The organism is Geobacter metallireducens GS-15 (genome assembly GCF_000012925.1).
Lineage (GTDB): Bacteria > Desulfobacterota > Desulfuromonadia > Geobacterales > Geobacteraceae > Geobacter > Geobacter metallireducens.
Window position 1 is genome coordinate 1,244,400 of record NC_007517.1, and the last position, 25,501, is coordinate 1,269,900.

Consider the following 25,501-nt stretch of genomic DNA (forward strand, 5'->3'; position numbering starts at 1 on the left):
CATCGTCGAAAGGAGGTTGTGAAGTTGTGTAGCGTTGGTTGATTTTAATGCAATTAAGGAAAGGAGAGTTAGTACGATGGGATTAAAAGAAACGCTTAAGCAGAAAATCGAGGAATTTCGCCCCCGCACCACCAGGCTTGTCAAAGAGTTCGGCAAGGTCAAGATCGATGAGGTCACCATCGAGCAGTGTATCGGCGGCGCCCGCGACATTCGCAGTCTCGTGACCGATATCTCCTACCTGGACCCCCAGGAGGGAATCCGGTTCCGCGGCAAGACCATTCCCGAGACCTTTGCCGCCCTCCCCAAGGCGCCGGGTTCTGATTACCCGACAGTCGAATCCTTCTGGTATTTCCTGCTGACGGGGGAGGTTCCCACCCAGGCCCAGGTGGATGAAGTGCTGACCGAATGGAAGGTTCGCCAGGAAGTTCCTCAGTATGTTTTCGATACCATCCGGACCCTGCCCCGGGACAGCCATCCCATGGCAATGCTCTCGGTGGGCATCACCGCCATGCAGCGGGACTCGAAGTTCGCCGCCCTCTACAATGCCGGCAAATTCAACAAACTCTCTGCGTGGGAATCCGTGTACGAGGACGCCTGCGACATCGTCGCCCGCATTCCGGTCATCGCCGCATTCATCTATAACCTGAAGTACAAGGGCGACAAGCAGATCGCCATCGATCCCGCGCTGGACATGGGGGCAAATTTCGCCCACATGATCGACCAGGGCGATGCGTACAAGGATGTGGCACGGATGTACTTTATCCTCCACTCCGACCACGAATCCGGCAACGTCTCCGCCCACACCACCCACCTGGTGCATTCCGCCCTGTCCGACCCCTACTATGCCTATGCCGCCGGGTTGAACGGCCTGGCCGGTCCGCTCCACGGCCGCGCCAACCAGGAAGTGCTCGACTGGACCATCAAGTTCCAGGAGAAGTACTGCAAGGACCAGGAACCGACCAAGGAGCTCATCACCAGGGCGCTGTGGGATACCCTCAACTCCGGTCAGGTCATCCCCGGCTACGGCCATGCCGTCCTGCGCAAAACCGATCCCCGCTACATTTCCCAGCGGGAGTTCTGCCAGAAGCACCTCCCGGAGGATCCCCTCTTCAAACTGGTTTCCATGATCTTCGAGGTGGCTCCGGGCGTCCTCACCGAGCACGGCAAGACCAAGAATCCCTGGCCCAACGTCGATGCCCAGTCCGGCGTCATCCAGTGGCACTACGGGGTCAAGGAATGGGATTTCTACACCGTTCTCTTCGGTGTCGGCCGGGCTCTCGGCTGCATGGCAAACATCACCTGGGACCGGGGACTCGGCTATGCCATCGAGCGCCCGAAATCGGTAACCACCCCCATGCTCGAAGAGTGGGCCGCTAAAGGTGGCCGTCTGTAGTATCCGCGGTAAATGCGTAGCTTTACCGTATACATAGAAAACAAACAGGAGTTTACAATGGCAAAATACGGAACACTGCAGGAGCGCGTGCGCTGCACGTCATTGCTGGGCAAAGTCATGAAGGCGGAAGAAACCATCCCCTTCTTCAAGAACGGGATGAACCTCGGCTGGTCGGGCTTCACCCCCGCCGGGTATCCCAAAGCGGTCCCCATCGCCCTCGCCGACCATGTGGAGAAGAACAACCTCCAGGGGAAACTGCGCTTCAGCATCTTCACCGGGGCATCGGTCGGGGCCGAAACGGAAGACCGCTGGGCGACCCTGGACATGATCGACCGCCGCTGGCCGTACCAGACCGGCAAGAACATCGCCGCAGGGATCAATGAGGGACGTATCCGGATGGGGGACAAACACCTCTCCCTCTTCGCCCAGGATCTCGGTTACGGCTTTTACACAAAGGACACCCCGAGCGGCAAGCTGGATCTGGCGATTATCGAGGTGTCGGCAATTACGGAGGACGGCGGGCTCGTGCCGACCTCTTCCGGCGGTGTCATCCCCGAAATCCTCATGATGTGCGACCACGTCATCGTCGAGGTCAATGTCGGGCAGCCCTCCTTCGAGGGGATGCATGACAACATCATCTGCGACAACCCGCCGAACAGGCAGGTCCTGAACATCACGAGGGCAGATTCCCGGATCGGCACCACCGCTGTCCCGTGCGATCCATCCAAGATCATTGCCGTTGTGGAGTCGGAGTATCGGGACAACGGCCGGGCCTTTTCCGAACAGGACGAGACATCCGAGGCCATAGCCAACCACATCATCGACTTCTTCAGCCACGAAGTGAAGGCCGGCCGCCTGCCGAAAAATCTCCTGCCGCTCCAGTCGGGGGTCGGCTCCATCGCCAACGCCGTCATCGGCGGCCTGGCCAAGGGGCCATTCAGCGATCTCAGCGTCTACACCGAGGTGTTGCAGGATACCATGCTCGACCTGATCGATTCGGGCAAGCTCAACTGCGCCTCGTCCTGCTCGCTCTCCCTTTCCAAGGATGAGGGGTTCCCGCGCTTCTTTGCCAACATGGACAAGTATGCGAACAAAATCCTGCTCCGTCCGCTTTCCATCTCCAACGCACCGGAACCCATCCGGCGACTCGGTGTTATCGCCATGAACACCCCGGTGGAGATCGATATCTACGCCCACGCCAACTCGACCCTCGTCGGTGGGACGAGGATGATCAACGGTATCGGCGGCTCCGGTGATTTCCTCCGCAACGGCTATCTCAAGATCATGCACACCCCGTCGAGCCGCCCCACCAAGACCGATCCCACCGGCATCACCTGTGTCGTGCCCCACTGCTCCCACATCGACCACACGGAGCACGACCTCGATTGCGTGGTGACCGAGCAGGGTCTTGCCGATCTGCGGGGGCTGGCGCCGAAGGAGCGCGCCCGGCGCATTATCGAGAAGTGCGCCCATCCCGACTACAAGCCGATCCTCTTCGCGTATCTGGAAATTGCGACCAAGGAGTGCATGGCGCGGAAGGTGGGCCACGAGCCCCAGGTGTGGGATCGCGCCTTCAAAATGCAGCTGAATCTGGCCCAGAACGGCACCATGAAGATCAAAAACTGGGATATGAAGATAGACCTGTGTGAATAACCACGCGACGCTGATAAGGAGGTGTTAATTATGGCCACAAATCCGCAAGACACGGCTGCTGTATTCGAACTGAACGATACGACGGCCAATCCGGCGCCGCTCGGGCTGCTGGGCTTCGGGATGACGACCGTTCTGCTCAATTTGCACAATGCCGGGATGTTTCCCATGGATGCCATGATACTGAGCATGGGAATTTTCTATGGCGGCCTGGGGCAAATCATCGTCGGCATCATGGAATGGAGAAAAAACAATACGTTCGGAGCGACCGCCTTCACATCCTATGGCCTCTTCTGGCTCACCCTGGTGGCGCTGATCATCCTTCCGAACACCGGCTTCATCCAGGCGCCCGACAATTCTGCCATGACCGCGTACCTCGTCATGTGGGGGCTTTTTACCGGTGTGCTCTTTGTGGGAACCTTGAGGATGAACAAGGCGCTCCAGGTCGTGTTCGGCTCGTTGACGGTCTTGTTCTTCCTCCTCGCGGCTGGTGATGCAACCGGAAACCACGCCATCAAGATCATCGCCGGTTATGAAGGGATTTTCTGCGGTCTGTCCGCCATATATGCCGGACTGGCCCAGGTCATCAACGAGGTCTACGGGAGAACAGTCGCTCCTCTCGGCCTGGTACGCCAACTGGGGTAATTTAATCTACTACCGGCTGGTAAAAAAGGGAGATGGGTCGCCATCTCCCTTTTCATTGGTGGTGCCTCCGCCAGTATGTTGGAGCTCAATTGTAACGCGGCTCGACGCAAAGCCAAAACGCAATGTGCAATATTTTACATTAAAATCAGTCGGTTAGGGTTTTAGGGCGGACGCTGGCTGGCTCCCTGACTACAGAATCACCGGTAGCCGCTCCGTAAGCCGGATCTCCTCCGGCGTCACCAGTGCCCGGTAGGCGAGGGCCTCGACGCCGTTCGCCACGGCCAGCCGGAGGAGCTGTCCATATTTCGGGTCAATGGCGTCGGCCGGTGAAACAGCCTCGCCGTCCCCCCGCTGCACCACGTAGAAAATCACCCCGCGATCTCCCCGCCGCACCATCTCCATCAGCTCCCGCAGGTGCTTCTGCCCCCGTTCCGTCACGGCGTCGGGGAAGAGGGCCCGTTCTCCTTCCACCAGCGTCACGTTCTTCACCTCCACCCAGCAGCGCCCCGGCTCACCTTCCAGCAGCAGATCGATCCGGCTCCTTTCTTCCCCGTAGCGCACCTCGGGGCGGATGCTCCCGTATCCCTGAAGCTCCGTCACGGTGCCGTCCTCGATGGCCTCTCGCACGAGCCGGTTCGGCAGCCCCGTGTTGATCCCGGCCCAGAAGCCGTCGGCCATGACCAGTTCCCAGGTGTAGGCCAGCTTGCGGGCCGGATTTGTGCTTTTCGAGAGCCAGACCAGGCTGCCGGGAAGGTTGCACCCTTTCATGCTTCCCGAGTTGGGGCAGTGGGCGGTGACAATGGTGCCGTCGGCCAGTTGCACGTCGGCCAGGAAGCGTTGGTAGCGGCGGACGAGGGTGCCGGGGTAGAGGGGGGTGGGGAGTCGCATGGTAGGTTGTGTAGCATGGTCTGCCGCCGCGGACAAGCTGTAAAGGGGAGGAACAAGGAAAATGAGCACAGCCTTATTGACACGGGATAAAACTCTGTTATTTGGTTTAAAACAATCCGGAATCACAGGGCTTTTCCGATTCGCCTTCCGAGGCTGTTCCCCGCGATAAAACGATGATGCCAGAAGCAGTTACACCGTATTGCCGTATGTAAACACTGACGAAAGGAGTTCAGACGATGCCTACGTATCTTCACCCGGGTGTGTATGTGGAGGAGATCCCGAGCGGTTCCCGCCCCATCGAAGGGGTCGGGACGTCCACCGCGGCGTTTGTCGGCTACACCACGAAGGGGCCGGTGGCCGAACCGACGCTGCTGTTCAAGTGGAGCGACTACGAGGAGCAGTTCGGCGGTATCCGCGATCTGGGGAAATCGGCCACGGGCGACCCCATGGGGTTCGCGGTCTACAGCTTTTTTCAGAACGGGGGGACCGCCGCCTACATCGTGCGGGCCATCACGGAGGGGAGCGCCGACACTGCTGAAGGGTTCCTCGTGAATCCCGACGATGCCACCCAGATTATCCGCTTCGCGGCAGCCAATCCGGGTGAATGGGGGAATGAGCTGCGGATCAGGTTCGAGGCCAAGGCGGATGCCCCCGGCTATTACACCCTGCGGGCTGGCGTCATGGACGGGACCGAGTTCAAGGAGCGGGAGCGGTTCAACGACCTGACCGTGGCCGACGACGGTGCTCCTGACTTCATCGAGAGCAAGGTGAACGATGCCTCGACGCTGATCAGCGTGGAGATGCAGGCGATCAGCCAGTACCTCCTGGGGGTGAGCATCAGCCAGGACCTGTCGGCCGTGGCCGACTTCAGCGTGCTCAACGACCTGACCATGACCGTCACCGTGGACGGCACCGCACGGGCGGTGACCTTTGGCGCCACCGAGTTCAGCGCCACTAGCACTCTGGCCGACGTGGCCGGGATTATTCAGGCCCAGGTGCGGGGTGCAGTGGTGGCCAACCCTGCGGTGCGCGACTTTACCTGTGCGGTGGACGGCAACCAGCTCGTCCTTACCTCCGGCACACGTCTTACCACTTCATCGGCGGTGGTTACCGGGCCGGGCGACGCCACCGACGCCTCCACCACACTCTTGCTGGGGCTCGCCAACGACGGTACCGAGCGGACCGGCCAGCAGTCCCTGGACGCCATGCTCTCGGGGATCGCCGGCCAGGTCTCCCTTGCCGGAGGGACCAACGGCAGCGAACCCGACAAGAACGCCTACGACGATATCTTCGCAGCCTTCGAGAAGGTGCGCGACATCAGCATCCTCTGCCTACCGGGCCAGGCCTGGGATTCCACTACCGAGCAGTCGATCATCGATGCCGCCGTGGCCCATGCCGAGAAGATGCGGAGCCGCATGGTCATCATCGACCCCCCCGAGGGGACCGAACTCAGGACCGAGAAAGCGGTCAACGACCTGGGGTTCAAGCCCAAGACCTACTCGGTGGTCTACTACCCCTGGGCCAAAGTGGCCAACCCCTTCTACAACGCCGAGAGGAACCCCGGCGTCCCCTCAACGCTTCTCGTGCCCCCCAGCGGCTTTGCGGCGGGGATGTGGGCCAAGATCGACGGCCGGCGCGGCGTCTGGAAGGCCCCGGCGGGGGTCGAGACGTCGCTCCTCGGCGTGGCCGGCCTCCAGTACCCGGTGGAGGATGGGGAGCAGGACTCCCTCAACCCCCTCGGTGTCAACTGCCTCCGGAAGATGCCGGGCTTCGGGCCGGTCATCTGGGGGAGCCGCACCCTGGCCACCAAGGCCGACCCCGAGTGGCGCTACGTCCCCATCCGGCGCACCGCCATCATGATCGAGCAGAGCATCTACAACGGCATCCAGTGGGCGGTCTTCGAGCCCAACAACCACAACCTCTGGGCCTCGCTGCGGGCCAACATCGGCTCCTTCATGGACGGGCTCTTCCGGGCCGGCGCCTTCCAGGGGGAAAAGGCCAACGACGCCTACTTCGTCCGCTGCGGCCTGGGTGACACCATGACCCAGGGTGACATCGACCGGGGCCAGGTCATCGTCATCGTCGGCTTCGCTCCCCTGAAACCGGCCGAGTTCGTCATTGTCCGCATCCAGCAGAAGGTTGCTGAACAATAAAGGAGGATACTGATGGCTGCACCGCTCTTTCCTGTAAACACCCATCGTCACGATCCCTACCGCACCTTCAAGTTCCAGGTCGTCATCGACGGCAAGGTGGTGGCGGGGCTGAAGAAAATGGGAGCCCTCAAGAAGAAGACGACGCCGGTGAAGTGGCGCGCCTCCAATGATCCGTCCCACGAGCGGGTCATGCCGGGGGGCACAAGCTACGACCCGGTTACCCTTGAGCAGGGGCTTACTCACGACCCGGTCTTCGAGACCTGGGCGAACCTGGTGAACAACATCCAGGGGGATGCCGGCATGTCCCTGAAGAACTACCGCAAGGACATTATCATCAACGTCCTGAACCTCCAGGGGAAGGTGGCCATTTCCTACAAGCTCTACCGGGCCTGGGTCTCCGACTACCAGGCGCTCCCGGACCTGGACGCCGGCAACATGAACACCATCGGCATCCAGACCATAACCCTGCAGCATGAGGGGTGGGAGCGCGACACCAGCGTCGCCGAGCCGGCTGAGACCTGATGCGGCTCCCCGGCGGCATCCTGCACGACGGCGCCCGGCTCCGGGACTTCGCCTTTCGTCCCCTGACCGGCGTGGTGGAGTTGGCCCTGGCCGAGGCGGCCGGGACCGGCGCCTCCTTGCCGGCCAAGGTGACGGCGGCCCTGGCCGCAACCCTGGAGCATGTGGGGGGTGAGTCTCCCCTTCCTGCGACGGTGGCGGAGCTTTCGGTGGCCGATCGCCAGGTCCTCATGGGGCAGCTCGCCATGGGACTCGGGCTGGGGGAGAGCTGGCTCTCGGCCGACTGCGCCCGGTGCGGCGAACGGTTCGATTTCTCCGTACATCACTCGGACCTGCCGGTGAAGGAGGCAGGGGAGGGATATCCCTTCGCCGAGGTGGAAACGAGCCTCGGGCCGTGTCGCTTCCGGGTTCCCACCGGTGCCGACCAGCAGGCCATTGCGGAGATGGATGACGGGGAGGCGGTGCGGCTCCTGGTGGGGCGGTGCCTGATGGCCCGTCCCGGCGAATGCGGGGCCGGCGGCGACTTCACCCCTGCTGATCTCGCCCGGATCGAGGCGGCCCTGGAGACAGTGGCGCCGGAAGTGGCGGTGTCGGTCCAGGCCGCCTGCCCGGCCTGCGGCGCAACCCACGTCATCGAGGTTGACCCCTACCGGGCCCTGTTTCGCTATTCGGGCTGGGAACTGTTGCAGGAAATTCACATCCTCGCCGCCACCTACCACTGGAGCGAGGAGGAGATCCTGGCCCTTCCCCAGGAACGGCGCCGGCGCTACCTGGAGCTGATCGACCGGGCGCGGGGGATGGCGCGGTAGGATAAGGAATTTTTGTATGGGATTTTTCGCCGACGTCATACGCGACAGTCGCAGGGAGGGGCTGGCAGTCCGTGCCCCTGAGGCCCGTGTGCCCCGTGGCGGCGAGGAGGTTCCGTCCGATGCGCCGGTGGCGGCGGAAGGCGCTCCTGTTGCGCCCGCCGCAGTCACGGGGAGCGATGCGTCGGTGATACGACTTCGGGAGGAGGGGGGCGGTACGCCGGTTACTGCGGGGCAGAGACTTACGCAGGCTGGAGCCGTCGCCCGACAGGTGGTGGGCCCTTCGCTTTCGGAACACACCCCGGTTGCGGGAATTCCGGAGGCGATGGTTAAAGGGGTAACCCTTCCCGATCCTGTGAAACGAGAGCAGGCTGGAAGCGAAAGCGACCGAACGGCAGGTGGCGATTTCCGCGTTGAGCAGATGGGGTCATTTCACGACGGTGGTTCTATCGATGTTCCTCTGGTTCCAGTGGGCGCGAGCGATTCATTCGTACGGGAATCTTCGTCCGGATATGCGGCGTTACAAGCTGTGAAAGTGTCTGTGGAAACTCAGGGGAGACAGCAAGCGGGGGAAACCCGTGCGGGCTCCACCACCCCTCCCGGACTAATGGGCAGCGAAACAGTAGAAAACCCGGCCTTGGGGTTGCCGGAAGAGCCTCTCCGGGCCGACGTTGAGGTGTTCCCGGCCCTCCAGTTGCCGGGGAATCCGCCAATGCCGGCAACGCAGGCGGATCAGTCGCTACAGCAAGGTGATGTGCCGGAAAAGACCGGACGGTCTGCCGTCCCGCCGGGAAGGGAATCCGTGGAGGAGACGAATCCCGCTCCATCTTCCGGGGCATTACCGGCCACTGTGACGCTCCGTCAGCCCCCTGTAACTGCCGTCGGCGAGCAGTTCCCGCGTCATTCCGAACGTCAGGTGGCTCCTCCAGAGCCCCAGGTGAGGATCGGCACCATCGAGGTCGTGGTGGTGACCCCGGCGCCGGCGGAGCGCCCGTCCCGGAGCGAGGAGCGCTCCCGCCCCGATCTGTCCAGCCGCCACTACTTGAGGAATTTCTGACATGGCCCTTCCGCGCTCATCACTCTCCCAGGTCTGCCGGGCCATCGCCGACTTCGTCAGCGTGGGGCTCGACGCCAGCGCCAACTCGATCCAGGTGATGATCGGCTCTCCGGCCAGCGCCGCGCCGGCAACTGCCGATACGAATCACCGGGTGAACCTCTTCTTCTACCGGGTCGAGCCGGCCGGATTCTTCACCGGCGACACCCCCGGCGACCCCTGGTGGGTGAGGCTCCACTGCCTCGTCACCGGCTTCGGCCTCGACGAGGAGCAGATAAGCGCCGGCGAGAACGATCTGCGCCTCCTGGGGGAGGTGATGCGCCTCTTTCACGAGACGCCGGTGCAGTCGGCCCTGACGGTGGATGACGAGACGTTCCGGCTCCAGGTGGTCTTTCACCCCCTGGGGGCTGACGAGTTGAACCACATCTGGTCCACCCAGGGGGATGTGAGCTACCGTCCCTCCATCGCCTACGAGATGGCCCTGGCGCCGGTGCTCCCCGCGGAGCGCCGTCCCGAAAGCCCCCTGGTGGGGCGGATCGGTACCGAGGTTCGGGCCGTTCCCGCCGCCCGCACCTCCCCCTTCGGCGGCGCTGCCGCCGCGCCGCCGGTTCCCCGCACGACGGTGGATGCCTCGCGCCCCGACTGGCCGCCGGTCATCAGCTTCGTGCTCGATGGCGGAACGTGCGCCCAAAGCCTCCTCTTTGCCCACGGAAGCCAGGAACTGGCGGATTTCACGCCCCAGGTCTGGGTGGCCGGGGAGCCCGCCGCCCCCGTGACCCTTGCCTGGCAGCGCTGGACGAGCACCGGCGGCTGGGAGGATGTGGCGGACCCGACGGCCACCATGGCTACGGACCTTGTGCTGGATCCCGCCGCAGCGGGCGATGCGGATTCCGTTGAGGTTGCTCTTCCGGAGGAACTGGTTTCCGACGGCGGTCAGGCGGTTCTCTACGCCGAGCGGAGCTTCGTGCGGGGTGCGGACGGGGTGACAGTGACTGTGCGGAGCAATCCCCTCCTCGTCACCGTCCATGGGGGAGCGTGATGGAAGCCGCCGCACGGACCATGACAGAGGATACCTTCTCCCCCGAGTGGGAGCGGATCGGCCTCCTGGCCCAGATCCTGGCCGGGTCCCGCCAGGGGCGGGAGGCGTCAACGGGGGAGCTGGAGCGGCTCCGGACGCTCCAGCAGCAGGTGGAGGCGTCCCGCCGGCAAGAGGGGGGCTGGCGTGTGGTGGCACCGGCGGGGCTCTCTCCCATCGAGTTCGACGTCCTCGCCTGCGTCGTGGCCCCCGAGGCGGAGCCCCGACTTGGGTGGCTCTTCCAGACTCTTCAGCCCGGCACCCCCACCCCCTACCCGACGCCGGCGCTACTCCAGGAGCTTCTGGCCATGGCCCCGGAGGAGACGCCGCTCCTCTACGGTGCCCTCACCGAGTCATCCCCCCTGCGCATCGGCGGCCTCATCGAGGTGGAGGGGGGGGATCCGTTCCAACCGGTGAAACCGGTACCCGGCGTAACGGCGAGGCTCCTGGGGCGTCCCGCCGTCACCGGCGATCTCCCAGGGGCGGTATTGGTGAAAACCCCGGCCCGCTGGGACGATCTGGTGCTCCCCCTGGATCGGGTCGCCATGCTCCGGGAGTTTCTCCTCTGGATCACCCACAAGGCCACGGTGGTCGGCGAGTGGGGAGGCGGCGACTGCGGTGGGCCGGTAGGGCTCTTCGCCGGGCCGTCGGGGACTGGCAAGACCTTCGCCGCGGCGGTCCTGGCCGCGGAACTGGGGTGGCCCCTCTACCGGGTGGACCTGGGGCGGCTCGTGAGCAAGTACATCGGCGAGACGGAAAAGAACCTGAACCGCCTCTTCGACGCGGCCCACGGCCAGCCCATGATCCTCCAGTTCGACGAGGCCGACAGCCTCTTCAGCAAGCGGGGGGAGGTGCGGGAGGCCCGGGACCGCTACGCCAACATGGAGGTGAGCCACCTCCTGGCACGCATCGAGTCCCACCAGGGGCCGGTGATCCTCACCACCAATCTCCGCAAGCACCTGGACCCGGCCTTTGCCCGCCGCTTCCAGGTGGTGGTGGACTTTCCCCGCCCCGATGCCGATGCCCGCACACGGCTCTGGCAGCGGCTCCTCCCCCCCCGGGCACCCTTAGAGCCGGGAGTGGACCCTGCCTTCCTCGGGGCCGCCGTCAACCTGACCGGCGGGAGCATCCGCAATGCCGCTCTCCACGCCGCCTACCTGGCCGCCGGCGCCGGGAAGCCCCTGGGGCTCGGCCACTTGGCCCTGGCGGTCTGGCGGGAACTGGGGAAGGACGGGAGGGAACTTTCCCCACTCGACCTGGGGCCCCTGGCTCCGTTCCTTCCCAGGGAGGCCCCATGCTGACTATTGATCGCCTGCGCCTTCAATTGCCCCCCGCCTTCCGGGACCGGGCCGGGGAGATCGCCCAACTGGTCGCGGAGGAGTTGGCAACGGTCCCCATGGCCAGCGATTTCCATCTCGACCGACTGGCGGTGCCGCCGGTGGAGGTGCACCCCCAGGCAACCGACCGCGACGTGGCCCGGGCCGTGGCCCAGTCGGTCCATACCGGGATACGGAACGAAACGAGGTAACATCATGCTCAACACCGTCAAGGGGATGCTCATCGAATACGCCCTGTCGCTCCCACCGCTGGTGCTGGCCTTCGACTTCAACCCCCAGTCCCTGACCCGCTCCCGCACCATCACCCTGCGGACCGGCAGCGCTCCCGGCACCCGGGGGGGATACGACTTCGCCCTCCCCACCGAGACGGCCCGGGTGGCCCAGGGGGTCACGGTGCAGCCCGAGAGCTTCACCATCGAGATCCTTCTGGACGCCACCGACCGGATGAACGACGGTGACCCCATCGCCACCCAGTTCGGCATCGAACCGGAGCTGGATACGCTGCGCACCATGGTGGAGCCCAAGGCCCAGGGGCCCGGTGGCCTCCAGACCCTCGCAAGCCTCGGCCTCGGCGGCCAGCGGGCGTTCCAGCGGAGCGAGTCCGCGTCGGTGCTTCTCCTGGTCTGGGGTACCCACATCCTCCCCGTATTCCTCACGAGCATCCGCGTCACCGAGGAGGCCCACCTCCCGTCCCTGGTCCCCTACCGGGCCCGGGCGAGCCTCACCATGCAGGTCATCGAGGGGAACAACCCCTTCTACCAGGTGGAGAAGGTGCGGCAGGTGGTGGGTGCCGCCCTCAACACGGGTCGCACCGTGATCGGAGGGATTTTCTGACATGTTCCAGAAGGGGAGCCGCTACGAGAAAACCGACAGATTCGCGCCGTCCGCCGACGGGACCACGGTCTTCGCTGGTATCCGTCCCCGGGCCATCGGCCCCGCCACCGGGGTGGTGGAGCACGTGGTGAAGGCCGGCGACCGCCTCGACCTCCTGGCGCGCCACTACTACAACGACGACCGCCTCTGGTGGCGGATCGTCGATGCCAACCCCGACTTCCTCTACGGCGGCGACATGGTGCTGGAAGAGATGGAGGGGATGGTGATCCTGATACCGAAGGCGAAGGAATAGGGGATGATCCTCGATTTTCTGACATCAAAACGCCGCGAACCGGCCGAGTGCATCATCCTCGTGGGTAGCGCCGGGCTTGAGATCACCGACCTCTACCCCTTCCTCACGGAGGTGACGGTGGATGCCGGCCGGGCCGAGCCGACGGTGGCGACCATCACCTTCGAGAGCCGCCGCGACGAGCAGGGTCGGTGGCTCGTTCAGGACGACGGCCGCCTCGCCCCCTGGGAGCCCATAGTCATCGAGGCGGCCTTCGGCTCCGCCACCGAGGAGGTGATGCGGGGGTACATCCGGGAGGTCCGGGCCGACTACCCCGAGGATGCCGGGAGCGCCCGGGTGATCGTGGAGTGCCGTGACGACTCCCTGGCCCTGGATCGGGAGCATGTGCGGGAGGTCTGGGGAGGGGACGCCCCCACCACCGACATGGTGATCGTCCCGGCGATCCTCGGCAAGTACGGGCTCTCACCGGACCCGGCCAACGGCAGCGGACAGACGGGGCTCGTCATCAACCAGGACGGGACCGACATCGAGTTTCTCCGCAGCCGGGCCGAGGCCAACGGCTACGACCTCCTCTTCCGGGGGGGGATGGTCTACTTCGGCCCCATGCGCCTCGACGCGGAACCCCAGGAGACCATCATGGTCTACGCCGGCGAGGCGACCAGTGCCTACCGCTTCTCGGTCAGGGACGATGGGCACCAGGCCGACCGGGTCGCCTTCGACCGGGCCGAGACCGCCGGGAGCGGCACCGTCTCCGAAACGGTCGATCCGGACCTCCCCCTTTTGGGGAACGAGGCGGCCACGGGGGCTGGGAGCGGGCTCCCCGATTTCGCCTGGCGTATGAGCCGCCAGGGGGAGATGAGTGAAGACGAGTGGCGGGCCCGGGCCCAGCGCCGGGCCAACGACCTCTCCCTACGGGTGAAGGGGGAGGGGGAACTGGACGGTTCCCTCTACGGCCACGTGCTCCGGGTGGGGGAGCCGGTTGGGGTGGACGGCGTGGGGGATCGCTACGGCGGCATCTGGTTCGTGGATACCGTCAATCACCGGTTCAGCACCGAGGGATACCGCCAGAGCTTCAACCTGCTGCGCAACGCCTACGGCGACAACCTGGGAAGCGGCGCCGGCGGCGTTCTGGCCGGCGTGTTGGGGGGATAGATGGACGACCTGCTCCTGGAACTGGCGCGGCAGTACCGCAACCGCTACTACGGCAAGTACCGCGGGTTCGTGACCGACAACGACGACCCGGAGCAACGGGGGCGGCTCCGCCTCATGGTTCCGTCGGTCCTGGGCGAAACCCCCACCGGGTGGGCCCTGCCGAGCCTCCCCTTCGGCGGTCTGGCCGACCAGGGGCTCTTCATGGTCCCCGAGGTGGATGCCCAGGTCTGGGTTGAGTTCGAGGCGGGGAACGTGAACCTTCCCATCTGGACCGGCACTTTCTGGCAGGCGAGCGGCGACCCGCCGGCGGAGGCGGCCAAGTCTCCCCCCACGACCCGGGTGCTGAAGACTCCGTCGGGCCACATCCTCCAGTTCGACGACGAGTCGGGGGCCGAGAAGTTCCGTCTGGCCCACCCGGCCGGGACCGAGATGACAGTGGACGAGAAGGGGACGGTGATCGTGGCAGACGCCAAGGGAAACACCCTGACCCTCGACGCCGACGCGGGGAAAGTGGTGGTGGAGGACAGTAACGGCAACACCATCACCATGTCCTCCAGCGGCACCACCATCGAGGACGCCAACGGCAACAAGGTGGAGATGGCCGCTTCTGGGGTCACCGTCAAGGGACAGCAGGTGGTGGTGGATGCGCAGACGGTGATGCTGGCGGGGCAGGGGGGCGAACCGATCATCAAGGGGCAGAGCTTCCTCACCCTCTTCGCCACCCACGTCCACCCCAGCGCCATGGGACCCACGGGGCCTCCCATTCCGCAGGGGGAGATGAGTACTTTGTCCATGAAGGTGATGACGTCGTAGATGTAAACCCCACGTGGTTGTACCTTGTATAAAGCACAACGCAAGGGCTGCGGAATTTGCGGCAGATCGTCGCACCCGCAGGAGCGACCGCGGAGGCGTAGCCCAAGCTACGCCGCACAAGGAAACGACGAGGACGGCGGCGAGATGGCGTGAAAGCCGCAGCCCCATCTGGGAGGACAATATGAACCGTCTGGCCGATCCACCATACATGGCCTTTCCACTACGCATCGGCGACCACGGGGCCGCCACGGCCGACCGCCGGTCCCACGTGCGGCAGCAGATCGAGCAGGTTCTCTTCACCAACCCGGGCGAGCGGGTCTTTCGGCCCGACTTCGGGGCGGGGCTCAAGCAACTGGTCTTCGAGCCCAATTCCTCGGTCCTCTGGGAGATCACCCGCAAGCGGATCTCCTCGTCCCTGGCCGAGGCCCTCCGGGGGGAGGTGGACCCCAAGAGCCTGGAGGTGGATGTGCGAGGGGAGGGGGAGAAGCTCCTGATAACCGTTTCCTATGCCCTGGCCGCCATCGGCCACGGCGAGCGGCACGAATTCCTGGTGTGAGACCATGGCCGAGAACCCGAAAAGCATATTGACCTTCGAAGGACGTTGCCCCGACTGCGCCGAGCGCCGGGTGGAGCTTCCCCAACCCCTTCCCGAGCCGGGAGACGATTTCGACTGGCTCGCGCGGGACTACGACAGCTTCCGCCGCCTCATGCTGGAAGAGCTGGCGGGGCGCTTCCCGGAGCGAACCCGCTGGACCGCCGGCGACCTGGAGGTGGTCCTCGTGGAGGCCCTGGCCGCGGTCCTCGACCAGCTTTCAGACACGGCCGACCGGGTGGCGACGGAGGCGTACCTGGAGACGGCGCGGCGTCCCGAGTCGGTGCGGCGGCTCCTCTCCCTTATCGGCTACGACGCCGCCACTGCGGCGGGGCTGGAGGATGACCCCCCCGCCACCCCCGATGGCAAGAGCCGCCACCAGAAGCTGGACGAACTCTGGCGCCGCAACCCTCTGCTCATGGACCCGGCCCGCCTCGAAGGGCCCCGGGCCATCCACACCCAGCGGCGGATGGTGACCGTGGCCGACTACGCCGACCGGCTCACCGACCACCCACTGGTGCTGCGGGCCAGCGGCTGGAGCGCCTGGACCGGCTCGTGGCCCACAGTCCGGGTGGCCACGGTCCTCTGGAACGACCACCCCCTCGATGAGGAGGGGCTCCCCTATCCCGATGACCTGCGGGAGCGGGTTATGGCGTTCCACCAAGAGCACCGGATCTGGGAACCGGTCTGGGAGCCGGAGCCCCCCACCATCCGGACCATCCTCCGCCCCTATCTGGAGGCCTGGCGCATGGCCGGCCAGGAGGTGGTGCTGGAGGACGCAGTTCCCGTGGGGATCAAGATGTTCATCTCCATCCGGGTGCGGGAGAATTACTTCCAGTCCGAAGTCCGCAACGCCGTTCACCAGGCCCTCGGCACCGGGCCGGGGGGCTTCTTCGAGCCTGGGCGCCACGACTTCGGCGAAGACCTCTACGCCAGCGACCTCTTCCAGACCCTCATGTCCCTGAATGGGGTCGAGAACGTCTGCCTCAACCGCTTTAAGCGGTTCGGGGACCAGTACCCGGACCAGACCGACACGGGACGCATCCCGCTCCAGGGGCTCGAAATTGCCGTATGTGACAACGACCCGAGCCGCCCCGAGCGGGGCTACATCAACCTCACCCTGACCGGAGGGCGCCGAGGATGAGCACCGCAACCGACCTTACCCGCTGGAACCGCGCCGGACTAAGCCGCTTCAGGTACGTGGACGGCAACGCCGTCACTTTTCTGGAACTGCTGCGGGCTGAGCTGGCCGAGCGCTTCCCCGCCTGGCAGGAGGTGACCCAGCTCCCCCTGGCCGAAACGGAAAGCGAGCGCCAGGAACGGATGCTGGAGCAATACCACGCTCCGCGGCGGGACTGGGCCTGGGAGATCACCCGGGTCCTGGCCCGCTCCTCCCACGTCCTGGCCGAGCACCTGGACGCCTACGCCAACGAGGGGTTCCTGGGGACCGCCACCCAGTGGGATACCGTGCGGCGCTTGGTGGAGATGATCGACTACCACCCGGCCCCCCCGGCCTCGGCCGCCACCCGGTTCGTCATCGAGGCCAAGGAGGCGGGGACCCTTGCGGCGGGGTTCGCCGTGAAGCATACCCCCGCCGATGGGAGTCCACCGGTGGTCTACGAGACCCTGGAGGAACTGAAGGTCGACCCGCTCCTCAACGCCCTCCGCTCCGCTGAATATAACCGGAACCCGGAACGGCTCGGCGGCGACACTCTCCTCCTGGAAGGGGAGGTGGAGGATCTCAAGACCGGCGAGCCGCTGGTCCTGGAAGACGAGCAGAGCGGCGTCCTTCGGGCCTACCTCATCGTCGGCACGCGCACCGTGGCGGGGAACACCGAGGTGCGGGTGACGCCGCGCCTCTCCCACCGGCTCCGCAAAGGGTACACCCTCATCCACGCCAAGCCGGCCGAGGGGCTTGCCCCGATCGGTCCGGCCGCCAAAGGGGCGGAGCTGGAGCGGGTCCTACGCCTCACCGAGGAGCCTGAGGGGCTCCTTACCGGGGCGGTGATCTACATCGACGACGGTGCCGAAGAGCTCTACCGCCGGGTCTACTCCGTGACCGGAAAACGGCTTGTCCTCGACACCGACGTGGGCCCCCTGCGGCTCGATACCGCCCGGGTCGGCTACCCGGTCACCATCACGGTGAGCGCTCAGGAGGAGCGCCCCGTGGACAGCCCCGGCTCCGTAATCTACGCCCTCAGGGTGGCCGGAGACTGGTCGCGCCTCGCCGACCGGCGGGTTGTCCAGGAGACCGTGGATGCCACGAAGCAGAAGCATCTTCCCTTCTACACGGTGACGGCGGCCCGCTACCATCCGGCCGACAGCGACCATCTCCGCAAGGGCTACACCATACTGACCGTCTCGTGGCTGAAGAGCGAACATCCCTTCCCCCTGGACAACCCCCAGACGCTGCTGGTGCCGCCGGTGGGGGTGGGGCCGTGGCGGACCGATACCTTCCTGGAGAAGCAGGATGGCCATCTCACGGCCGCCATCGTCACCGCCAAGCCCAAGAAGACCACGGTCGGCGACCTGGCCGTGGTGGTCATGGGGCACCAGGCCGCCTGGGCCCGGCTTGCCTCCGTGAGCGTCGACCTGGCGCGGGAGGAGGCGACCCTTACGGCGGAAGATGGGTGGGACGACCGGGGGGGCGGCGACTTCTTCCTCACGGAGACGAAGGTCTACGCCCACTTCAAGGAGGCGCTCCGGACCGTGGCCTGGCAGGAGAACCGCCAGCCCGTGACCGGAAACCGCATCCCCCTGGCGTTGGTGCCGTCTGCCCTGGAGAAGGGGCGCGTCCTCATGGTGGAGCGGACCGACGACGCCACCGCCGCCTTCTTCACCACGGTGGCCAGGATCGAGGGGACCACCCTGGTTCTCGCCCGGGATCTGCCGGCGGGATTCACCCGTGGAAACACCCTCATTGCCGGCAACGTGGCCCTTGCGGGCCATGGCGAGAGCAAGGGGGAGAAGGTCCTGGGGAGCGGCGACGCCACCCGGGCCAACCAGTCCTTCGTCTTCGCCGAGGCGGAGGTCTCCTTCGTGGCCGATCCGACCCAGCCCGCCGGGGTGCGGGCCGCCATCGACCTCTCCGTGGCCGGACGGGTCTGGAAGCAGGTGGGTAGCTTCGCCGACTCGGGGCCCACCGACCACCACTACACGGTGAGGATGACCGAGGCGGGGCAGCTCCTCATCGCCTTCGGCGACGGGGTGCGGGGACGGCGCCTCCCCAGCGGCGTGAACAACGTGCGCGTCACCTTCCGCTCCGGAACGGGGCTCAGCGGGAACCTCCCGGCCGGAAGTCCCTTCAAGCCCTCCCGGCCCCACCGCCTGGTGGAGAAGGTGCGCCAACCCCTCCCCGCCACCGGCGGCAATGACCGGGAAGGAGTGGAGTCGCTGCGGGAGAACGCCCCGGCAACCCTCCTCACCCTGGAGCGGGCCGTCTCCCTGGACGACTTCGCCTGGCTGGCCATGTCCCAGAGCAGCGTCTGGCAGGCCCGGGCCTTCAGCCGCCCCACGGGGCTCGGCCGCAACGAGAAGGTGGAGGTGGTCGCGGTTCCCGCCGGTGGCGGGGCACTGGGAACCCTCGCCGCGACCCTCACCGATTTCCTCACGGCCAATGCCGTGCCCGAGGTGGAGGTGACGGTCCTCCCCTACCAATCCCGCACCTTCGCCCTGGAGGTGCTCCTGACCGTGGATACCGCCGCCTACAATCCCGATGTAGTGACCGCTGCCGTGAAGAGCGCCCTTCAGGATGCCTTCTCCCTCCGGAAACGGAAGCTGGGGCAGGATCTCTTCCTGAGTGAGGTCTACCAGGTTGTGGAAGGGGTGACCGGCGTTGAGCACTCGGTGGCAGTCATCAATGGCGACCGGAGCGTGCGGAGGGTGGCTGCCGGCGACCGGGAGGTTCTCATCCTGGGGCAACTGGTGGTCGCTGTGGAAGGGGAGGCTGCGACAGGCCCCTCGCCGGGAGAGGCTATCGAGGCCAGTCCGCCGGCACCCAAGCCACGGCTGGTGGGGCGCCGGGGAGTGGGAGTCATCCAGGGGGTGGGGGACCGCTACGGCCAGCTCCTGCGGGGGGCGGGGATCCGGACCCTGAACGACCTGCGGGGTATCGACCCCGCCCACCTCCCGACGGTCGATATCCCGCCAGTCAGATTGTGGGAGTTCAGGACCAAGGCGGAGATTGTAGTGGGGCTCGCTGCTGACCGCTCCCGGCTCGCGCCGCTCCTGGAACGCACCATCCACGACCTGGCCGAGGGTTCCTCCGCCGACCTGGTCCGGCTTACCGGCGAGTCAGCGGCGGCGGTGGACGAGCTGAAGGCGAAGCTCCGCCTCCTGCAGATCGCCCTGGACGAAGAGGTCTTTGCCGCAGTGACCCTGCGGGAGCTTCTGAGCGAGCTGGATTAAACGGAGACGATCATGGCCACCGACAAACCGACAACCACCACCGGCACGCAGCTCTACGGCATCCTACCCGAGGTTTACCGCACTCGCGATAGTGTAGAATTCGGGGGAGAGGGGGATCTGGCGCGGTTTCTCGATACCTGCGGCGAGCTTCTGGACCGGATCCGCGCCACCATGGACCAGCGCCTGGCCGACTCCTTCCCCGACAACCCGCCGTCGGGGCTCTCCTGCCAGCCGTGGCTCATCCCCTACTTTGCCCAGCTCCTTGACGTGCGCCTCGTTTCGCCGGACGAGGAGGGGCGCCGCGACGAGGTGGCCAACGCCGTTGCGTGGCGGCAGCGCAAGGGAACCCTCACGGCCATCGAGCAGATCGCCGAGGCGGTGGGACAGATGGAGGTGGAGATACAGGAGGGGTGGCGGCGGAGCGCCGTCACTCCCCGCATCGGCATGCCACAGCTTCCGGCCGGGGCACTGGGGGAGGACCCCCGCTTCGACGATTTCCAGGATCATCCCCTCTGGGCGGCCCGGCACCCCGACCTTCCCGCGGCCACGACGGATTTCCGCTACCCTGCCCGGGCCATGGAGGTGGTGGTGGCCGCCGGTGAGTTCCCCGCGAACCCCGCCGCGAAGCTCACCACTTTTGCCGGAAGGCCCGTCTGGTGGCGCCAGGTGAATCCCCACGGCGCCCCCTGCTTCCCCGGGAGCTTCGACGACGTCTCCCGCCGCACCGTGGATCTCCGGACCCCTGACTGGCGCCAGGGTCACATCCACCCCAAGCGGGTGATCCTCTCGGCACCGCCCCCCCTGGGGTTCTTCGAGCCGGGGCGCTTCCCCGTCCATACGGGTGACATGCTCCTGGACGAGGACCAGGAGCATCTCCTGGAGGATCTCATCATCGACGGCACCCTGAAGGTGACCGCCGGAACGGTGAAGCTCAAGAGGTGCGCGGTCCGGGTCCTTGAGGTCACCGTCCCCGCCGGGACCATGGAGGAGCCGGCAGTGGATGCCCGGGAGTGTCTCTTCGACAAGCTGGCCGTGCCAGGGCTGGCGCGCTTCGAGTACTGCACCGTTCTGGGCCTGTGTGAGTGCGGCCGGCTCCAAGCCAGCGACTCCCTCTTTGCCGGGACGCTGGACCTGAAGCCGGGAATGCTGAAAAATCCCCACTGCATCCGGTTTTCCCGGATTCCGCCGGGGACGGCGGCCGCCGCGCTCCTCACCCACCGTAACACCACCGAGCGGCCGGTCTTCTATGCCTTTGAGTTCGACGAAGTGGGTGAGACGGTGCGCCGCACCGCTAAATTCGGCGAGCCGGGGTGCGCCGTGTTCCACCCGGCAACTCCCGAGGCGGTCCACTTCGGGGCCGAGGACGGCGGCGAGATGGGGGTACACCACGGGTGGCGCTACAGCCTCCTCATGGCGGCGGTGCTCGACAAACTGAAGGAGTTTCTCCCGGTGGGGATGGAGGCGGTCATCGTCCCGGACCTCCGGCTGCACCGGAAGCCGTTTCCGCCGTGCAGTATGTGAGAAAATACAAATTAATAACACGGAGCGACGGAGCAACGGAGAAAAGCCAACCTGTTATTTATGTTGAAAATCTTTTTTGCAGTTCTCCGTGTGCTCCGTTGCTTGTATGTTTCAGTAACCGGTTATATGTTCTCCAGAATTGGACACGACAGCTTGGTCGTTGCTTGGGCCAATTGAGCCCGTCACAGAGCGTAATGCGTCGTGTCCATCTTTCCTCAACCCGAACGGTTGCTTGGGCCGAAACGAGCCCGAATTTTCGCAAGAAAGGGACTGGAGAGAATATGGAACCCAATGATGCAGTTGTTGGAGTCGACGTTAGTAAAGAGCATCTTGATGTCTACCTCATGCCAACTGGTGACCAGAAAAGGGTGACTAACGATGATGCCGGTTGTGCTGAGCTGACGACGTGGCTCATTACGAACGCCCCTTGTCGGATTGTTCTCGAAGCCACCGGCGGCCTAGAGATGCTAGCTGTCAGCACCTTATCAGCAGCGGGTCTGCCAGTGGTCGTGGTTAATCCTCGGCAGGTCAGAAACTTTGCCAAAGCATGCGGGCTGCTGGCGAAAACCGATATTCTTGATGCCAAGATCATTGCCCGATTTGCCCAAGCCATCAAGCCTGAAATCAGGCCGCTCAAGGACGAGACAAGCCAAAATCTAGCAGCACTGCTGGCCCGCCGCCGGCAGTTGGTCGAGATGCTTGTGGCGGAAAAAAATCGCGTGATTTCCGCTGCACCTACGGTCCGCAAAGGCATCATGACCCATATTGCCTGGCTGACACAGCAGATCGATGACGTTGATAAAGACATCTCAACTCTTATTCAGTCCAGCGAATCCTGGAAGGCAAAAGAAGAAATCCTTACCAGTGTCAAGGGCATCGGCCCTGTGACTGCGGCCACCATACTGGCAGCACTTCCGGAGCTGGGGACCATTTCCCGACAGCAGCTTGGCGCTCTGGTCGGAGTATGCCCCTATAATCGGGACAGTGGCAAATTCCGTGGAAAGCGCGCAATCTCCGGTGGCAGAGCAACCGTGCGTTCTGTCCTGTACATGGCAACATTGTGTGCCGCCAGGTTTAACCCGGTTATAAAAGCCTTCTATCAACGCCTTACAAGCGCCGGAAAACTTCACAAAGTCGCGATCACCGCTTGCATGCGAAAACTACTCACCATCCTCAATGCCATGGTGAAAAACAACCAGAAGTGGGATCACTCGAAATTCACTCCACTTCTGCACTAATTTGTTGACTGAGAACACGGTTGCTCCGTGTTATTCCAATCGACTTTCATATCCAGGGGTAGCCCATGAAAACTCAGATCTCACGCGACAGTTTCCAGCCGGACAAACGCTATACCGGCGTCCACCAGCAGCAGGGGCGGGTGATCACCGACGCCGACTGGAACGAGCTGGTGGCCGTCTGCCGGGAGCAGCTCCTCCAGGCCCTCGCTGATGTGGTAGGGAACGGCTCGCCCCGAACCGGCGCCGTCGCCATCACGGCCGACAGGAAGATCCTGCCCGGCGACCTCTACGTGGACGGCATCCGGGCGGAACTGCCGGGGAGCGCGCCGCTTCTGGCCAGTGCCCAGCCCGACCTGCCGGGCTACCCGGCGCTCCCTGCCACGGGGCCCTACATCGTCTATGCCGACGTCTGGGACCGGGTCGTCACCTCCCTGGAGGACGGCGCGCTGCGGGATCCGGGGCTCCACGGGGCCGACACCTGCACCCGCACCCAGACCATGCTCCAGGTGAAGACCTGCCCCGAGGCGGCGAACCCCGAGACGGGAATCCCGAAACGCGGGAACGCCACCCTCTCCCTTGCCCTCCACGCGAACCTGGAGGCGGGGGACCCCTGCGACCCCTGCGCCGGCCTCATCGCCGCCGGCACGGGGCGGGTCGGGAGCTACCTCTTCCGGCTGGAGGTCCACGCCGTTGAGGGGACGGCCGCAAACCCCACCCGCCTCATCCTCAAGTGGTCCAGCGAGAACGGGGCCGAGCAGTACGAGGCCCTTTCCGTGGAGAAGATGCCTCCGGGCTTCGTGGCCTCCAACTACGTCTATGAGTTCCATAACCTCACCACCGAGAAGCACCTGGGGGTATTCCTGGGGACGGGGTTCACGCCCACCCATGGCGCCATCACGACTGCCTACGAGATTCCCATGGCTCCTCCCAAGGAGTTGGTCCGACGTTGGGACGGCTTCTGCGAACTGACCCGGGCGGGCGGTGTCTGGTCCTTGGCGGCCGGTGTCGACAAGGGGGTGACCCTCACCACGAGCGGTTTACCCACGGCCCCGGGCCACGTGACCCTCGGTTCCAGCGTCCAGATAAACCTGGAGGCGCTGCAGCTCACCCTCGACCTCACGGGCAAGACCTTCGTGGCGGGCGATTTCTGGCTCGGCACGGTCCGGGAGGCGGTCCTCGATCCGGGCGATGCGGTGCTGACCGGCGCCGAGCCCCGGGGGATCGTCCACCACTACCTGCGGCTGGCTCGGGTTCAGGCCGACGGGACGGTGGTTCCCTTCGAGAACGACGCCGACAAGCGGCGCCACGCCTTTCCGCCACTCACCGACCTCCATGCCAACGATGTTGGGTACGTGACCACTTGCTCCAGCGGCCTCTTCGACGCCAGCCACGACAACGTGGAAAAGGCCCTGAACCGCCTCTGCCAGCTGGCCGCCGAGCATATCGCCTACACCGCCGACTGCACCAAGGGGCTCTACGCCGGTTTTGTCGGTACCGTGAAAGAGGCCCTCGACAAGATCTGCGAGATCCAGGCCTCTCACGTGGGGTTCGCAAAACCCTGCGATACAAGCGTCTACAAGGGGAGCACCATCGCCACGGTGGAGGATGCCTTGAAACTCCTTTGCAATGTTACTGCAGGGCAGATCGGCTTTGCCAAGCCGTGCGACACGAGCATCTACCAGGGACAGACCGTTGCCACCGTGGAGGACGCCCTGAAGCTCCTCTGCAACGTCACCGCGGGGCAGATCGCCTACACGCCGGGGGGCTCCTGCACCTATCTCAACCAGCCGGGGATCGACACGGTGCAGGAGGCCCTCGACGCTCTCTGCGCCCGCCCCGCCGGTGGCGGCGGGGGGTGCCGGATCACTGTCGGGAAGGATGGGGGGCTCTTCGCCACCCTGGAGGAGGCCCTCAAGACCCTTATCGACAAGGGAGTGCGCGATATCTGTCTCTGTCTCCTGGCTGGGGATCACGAGTTTCCCGGCCAGCTCGTCGAACCGAAGGTCGACGGCGTTACCATCTGCCTGTCGGGGTGCGGCCATGGCACGCGGCTCCATCTCTTGAACGGGCCAATCCGCTTCAGAGCTTTCTCGGCGGTCTGCCTCTCGGACATGCTGGTCATCACCCGCGACGCCCCGACCGGGGCGCTGGTCTTTGACCGTTGCGGTGATGTCTCCCTGAAGGGGGTGGAGGTCCACGGGGTCGTCACCGACGGCTTCCTCGTGGGGTTCAATAACGTCCGCTCCGCGGCCATGCACGGCCTCATGCTGGAGGCATCCAATCCCGCCAGCCTCGCCAGGCCCTCCAAGCTGTTTGACATCAACCCGACGCTCTTTGACCTCTACCAAGTGCCCGACCTGACCTTCTTCAACAGTAAGGTGCTCCCTGTGGCCCAGGTAGTGGCCGCCCTTTCGGCTGCGGAGCGCCGGAAGCTGGCGACGGCCATCGGCCAACGGGTGCAGGAACTGGGCTCGGCCCTTTCGGCCCGGGAACGTCAGAGTTACGAGGAATTGGTTGTCCTTCTGAACCAGACCACCGTGAGCCCGGTCCAGTTGGCCGGGGTGCTCGGGAATATCCGCGTGGAGGCGATCCGGGAGCATCCCGCCGTTGCCCTGGTGGTGGACGATGCCGCCGCCGACATGACCCTCGGGGAGTGCGATATCCTCGGTATCGTCACCCTCTACGGCACCCATCCGGCAGATCCTCTCCCCGCGGGCATGGTAAAGGGGCTCGATGCGCTGGTGAAACAGGGGAAGGCAACGTTCGGCGGGGCCGGTACCACCTTCCGGGCCACGGGGTGCCGCATGACCCGGATCGATGTCAGCACCGCCATCCAACAGCGGATCCAGGAGATCGTCGCCGGCGGTGACGGGACGATCCCGTCTCTCTTCTCCTCCGCCCTGTTGGGCGACCTGACGCTGCTGCACGAGGGGAACCAGATGGCGTTCCTGAACACCAGCCTCTCCTCGACGGTCTTCGAGATAGAGGGGAGCCACGCCGCCGTGGTCATGGGGAGTTCCGCCATCTATGTCGGCAACCGGAGCGAGGGGGAGGCGGTCATCATGAACGTCACGCCCAAGGGGCGCTCCCAGCAGGCTGCCAACCTGGGGATAACCATCGCGGGGTAGGAGGTGA

General features: G+C 65.1%; 21 protein-coding genes. 20 read left to right on the plus strand and 1 reads right to left on the minus strand.

Annotated elements, in window-relative coordinates; translation table 11 throughout:
* Window positions 1–76 precede the first annotated feature (76 nt).
* From GMET_RS05630 to GMET_RS05640, 3 genes are read left to right on the plus strand one after another with little or no spacing between them, the layout of a single operon-like run.
* The gene (locus tag GMET_RS05630; protein ID WP_004513388.1) at window positions 77–1,393 is read left to right on the plus strand and encodes a citrate (Si)-synthase; all 1,317 of its coding nucleotides are present in this window, start codon (window positions 77–79) and stop codon (window positions 1,391–1,393) included.
* A 57-nt stretch (window positions 1,394–1,450) separates the two neighbouring features.
* Window positions 1,451–3,046 carry an acetyl-CoA hydrolase/transferase C-terminal domain-containing protein gene (locus GMET_RS05635; protein WP_004513389.1) on the plus strand — a complete coding sequence of 532 codons (1,596 nt, stop codon included), beginning with the start codon at window positions 1,451–1,453 and terminating at the stop codon, window positions 3,044–3,046.
* Window positions 3,047–3,076: 30 nt separating this feature from the next.
* Window positions 3,077–3,688 carry an acetate uptake transporter gene (locus tag GMET_RS05640; protein ID WP_004513390.1) on the plus strand — a complete coding sequence of 204 codons (612 nt, stop codon included), beginning with the start codon at window positions 3,077–3,079 and terminating at the stop codon, window positions 3,686–3,688.
* A 189-nt stretch (window positions 3,689–3,877) separates the two neighbouring features.
* Here GMET_RS05640 and sfsA read toward each other — a convergent pair whose 3' ends face one another.
* Complete coding sequence (gene sfsA / locus GMET_RS05645; RefSeq protein ID WP_004513391.1) at window positions 3,878–4,576, minus strand: DNA/RNA nuclease SfsA; 699 nt, start codon at window positions 4,574–4,576, stop codon at window positions 3,878–3,880.
* Between the two features lie 236 nt (window positions 4,577–4,812).
* Here sfsA and GMET_RS05650 point away from each other — a divergent pair, with 236 nt between their 5' ends.
* The 17 genes from GMET_RS05650 to GMET_RS05730 all read left to right on the plus strand — a co-directional run bounded on the left by GMET_RS05650 (window position 4,813) and on the right by GMET_RS05730 (window position 25,494).
* Window positions 4,813–6,729: a phage tail sheath subtilisin-like domain-containing protein gene (locus tag GMET_RS05650; protein ID WP_004513392.1), complete on the plus strand. Its 1,917-nt coding sequence runs from the start codon at window positions 4,813–4,815 to the stop codon at window positions 6,727–6,729.
* Window positions 6,730–6,741: 12 nt separating this feature from the next.
* Window positions 6,742–7,251, plus strand: a complete 510-nt coding sequence (locus tag GMET_RS05655; protein WP_004513393.1) for a phage tail protein — start codon at window positions 6,742–6,744, stop codon at window positions 7,249–7,251.
* Entirely contained in the window at window positions 7,251–8,057 is an 807-nt protein-coding gene (locus tag GMET_RS05660) for a hypothetical protein (protein ID WP_004513394.1), read from the plus strand. Before GMET_RS05655 ends, GMET_RS05660 begins: the two co-directional genes overlap by 1 nt.
* A gap of 16 nt (window positions 8,058–8,073) precedes the next feature.
* Window positions 8,074–9,111 carry a hypothetical protein gene (locus tag GMET_RS05665; protein ID WP_004513395.1) on the plus strand — a complete coding sequence of 346 codons (1,038 nt, stop codon included), beginning with the start codon at window positions 8,074–8,076 and terminating at the stop codon, window positions 9,109–9,111.
* Window position 9,112: 1 nt separating this feature from the next.
* Window positions 9,113–10,147 (plus strand): DUF4255 domain-containing protein, encoded by a 1,035-nt coding sequence (locus GMET_RS05670; RefSeq protein WP_004513396.1) that lies wholly within the window; start codon window positions 9,113–9,115, stop codon window positions 10,145–10,147.
* Window positions 10,147–11,484, plus strand: coding sequence for an ATP-binding protein (locus GMET_RS05675; protein WP_004513397.1), 1,338 nt, complete (start codon window positions 10,147–10,149; stop codon window positions 11,482–11,484). Before GMET_RS05670 ends, GMET_RS05675 begins: the two co-directional genes overlap by 1 nt.
* Window positions 11,478–11,711 carry a hypothetical protein gene (locus GMET_RS05680; protein ID WP_004513398.1) on the plus strand — a complete coding sequence of 78 codons (234 nt, stop codon included), beginning with the start codon at window positions 11,478–11,480 and terminating at the stop codon, window positions 11,709–11,711. Before GMET_RS05675 ends, GMET_RS05680 begins: the two co-directional genes overlap by 7 nt.
* Window positions 11,712–11,715: 4 nt before the next feature.
* Window positions 11,716–12,354, plus strand: coding sequence for a hypothetical protein (locus GMET_RS05685; RefSeq protein ID WP_004513399.1), 639 nt, complete (start codon window positions 11,716–11,718; stop codon window positions 12,352–12,354).
* A 1-nt stretch (window position 12,355) separates the two neighbouring features.
* Entirely contained in the window at window positions 12,356–12,646 is a 291-nt protein-coding gene (locus tag GMET_RS05690; protein WP_004513400.1) for a LysM peptidoglycan-binding domain-containing protein, read from the plus strand.
* A gap of 3 nt (window positions 12,647–12,649) precedes the next feature.
* Complete coding sequence (locus tag GMET_RS05695; RefSeq protein WP_004513401.1) at window positions 12,650–13,795, plus strand: phage late control D family protein; 1,146 nt, start codon at window positions 12,650–12,652, stop codon at window positions 13,793–13,795.
* Window positions 13,796–14,608, plus strand: coding sequence for a phage baseplate assembly protein V (locus tag GMET_RS05700; protein WP_004513402.1), 813 nt, complete (start codon window positions 13,796–13,798; stop codon window positions 14,606–14,608).
* 181 nt (window positions 14,609–14,789) lie between these two features.
* Window positions 14,790–15,164: a GPW/gp25 family protein gene (locus GMET_RS05705; RefSeq protein WP_004513403.1), complete on the plus strand. Its 375-nt coding sequence runs from the start codon at window positions 14,790–14,792 to the stop codon at window positions 15,162–15,164.
* Window positions 15,115–16,344 carry a hypothetical protein gene (locus GMET_RS05710; protein WP_238378982.1) on the plus strand — a complete coding sequence of 410 codons (1,230 nt, stop codon included), beginning with the start codon at window positions 15,115–15,117 and terminating at the stop codon, window positions 16,342–16,344. The genes GMET_RS05705 and GMET_RS05710 overlap by 50 nt, the downstream gene beginning before the upstream one ends.
* Window positions 16,341–19,607, plus strand: a complete 3,267-nt coding sequence (locus tag GMET_RS05715) for a baseplate J/gp47 family protein (protein ID WP_004513405.1) — start codon at window positions 16,341–16,343, stop codon at window positions 19,605–19,607. The genes GMET_RS05710 and GMET_RS05715 overlap by 4 nt, the downstream gene beginning before the upstream one ends.
* 12 nt (window positions 19,608–19,619) lie before the next feature.
* Window positions 19,620–21,128, plus strand: a complete 1,509-nt coding sequence (locus tag GMET_RS05720) for a phage tail protein (RefSeq protein ID WP_004513406.1) — start codon at window positions 19,620–19,622, stop codon at window positions 21,126–21,128.
* Between the two features lie 281 nt (window positions 21,129–21,409).
* Complete coding sequence (locus GMET_RS05725; RefSeq protein ID WP_004513407.1) at window positions 21,410–22,366, plus strand: IS110-like element ISGme8 family transposase; 957 nt, start codon at window positions 21,410–21,412, stop codon at window positions 22,364–22,366.
* Between the two features lie 65 nt (window positions 22,367–22,431).
* Complete coding sequence (locus GMET_RS05730) at window positions 22,432–25,494, plus strand: DUF6519 domain-containing protein (protein WP_004513408.1); 3,063 nt, start codon at window positions 22,432–22,434, stop codon at window positions 25,492–25,494.
* The last annotated feature ends 7 nt before the right edge of the window (window positions 25,495–25,501 follow it).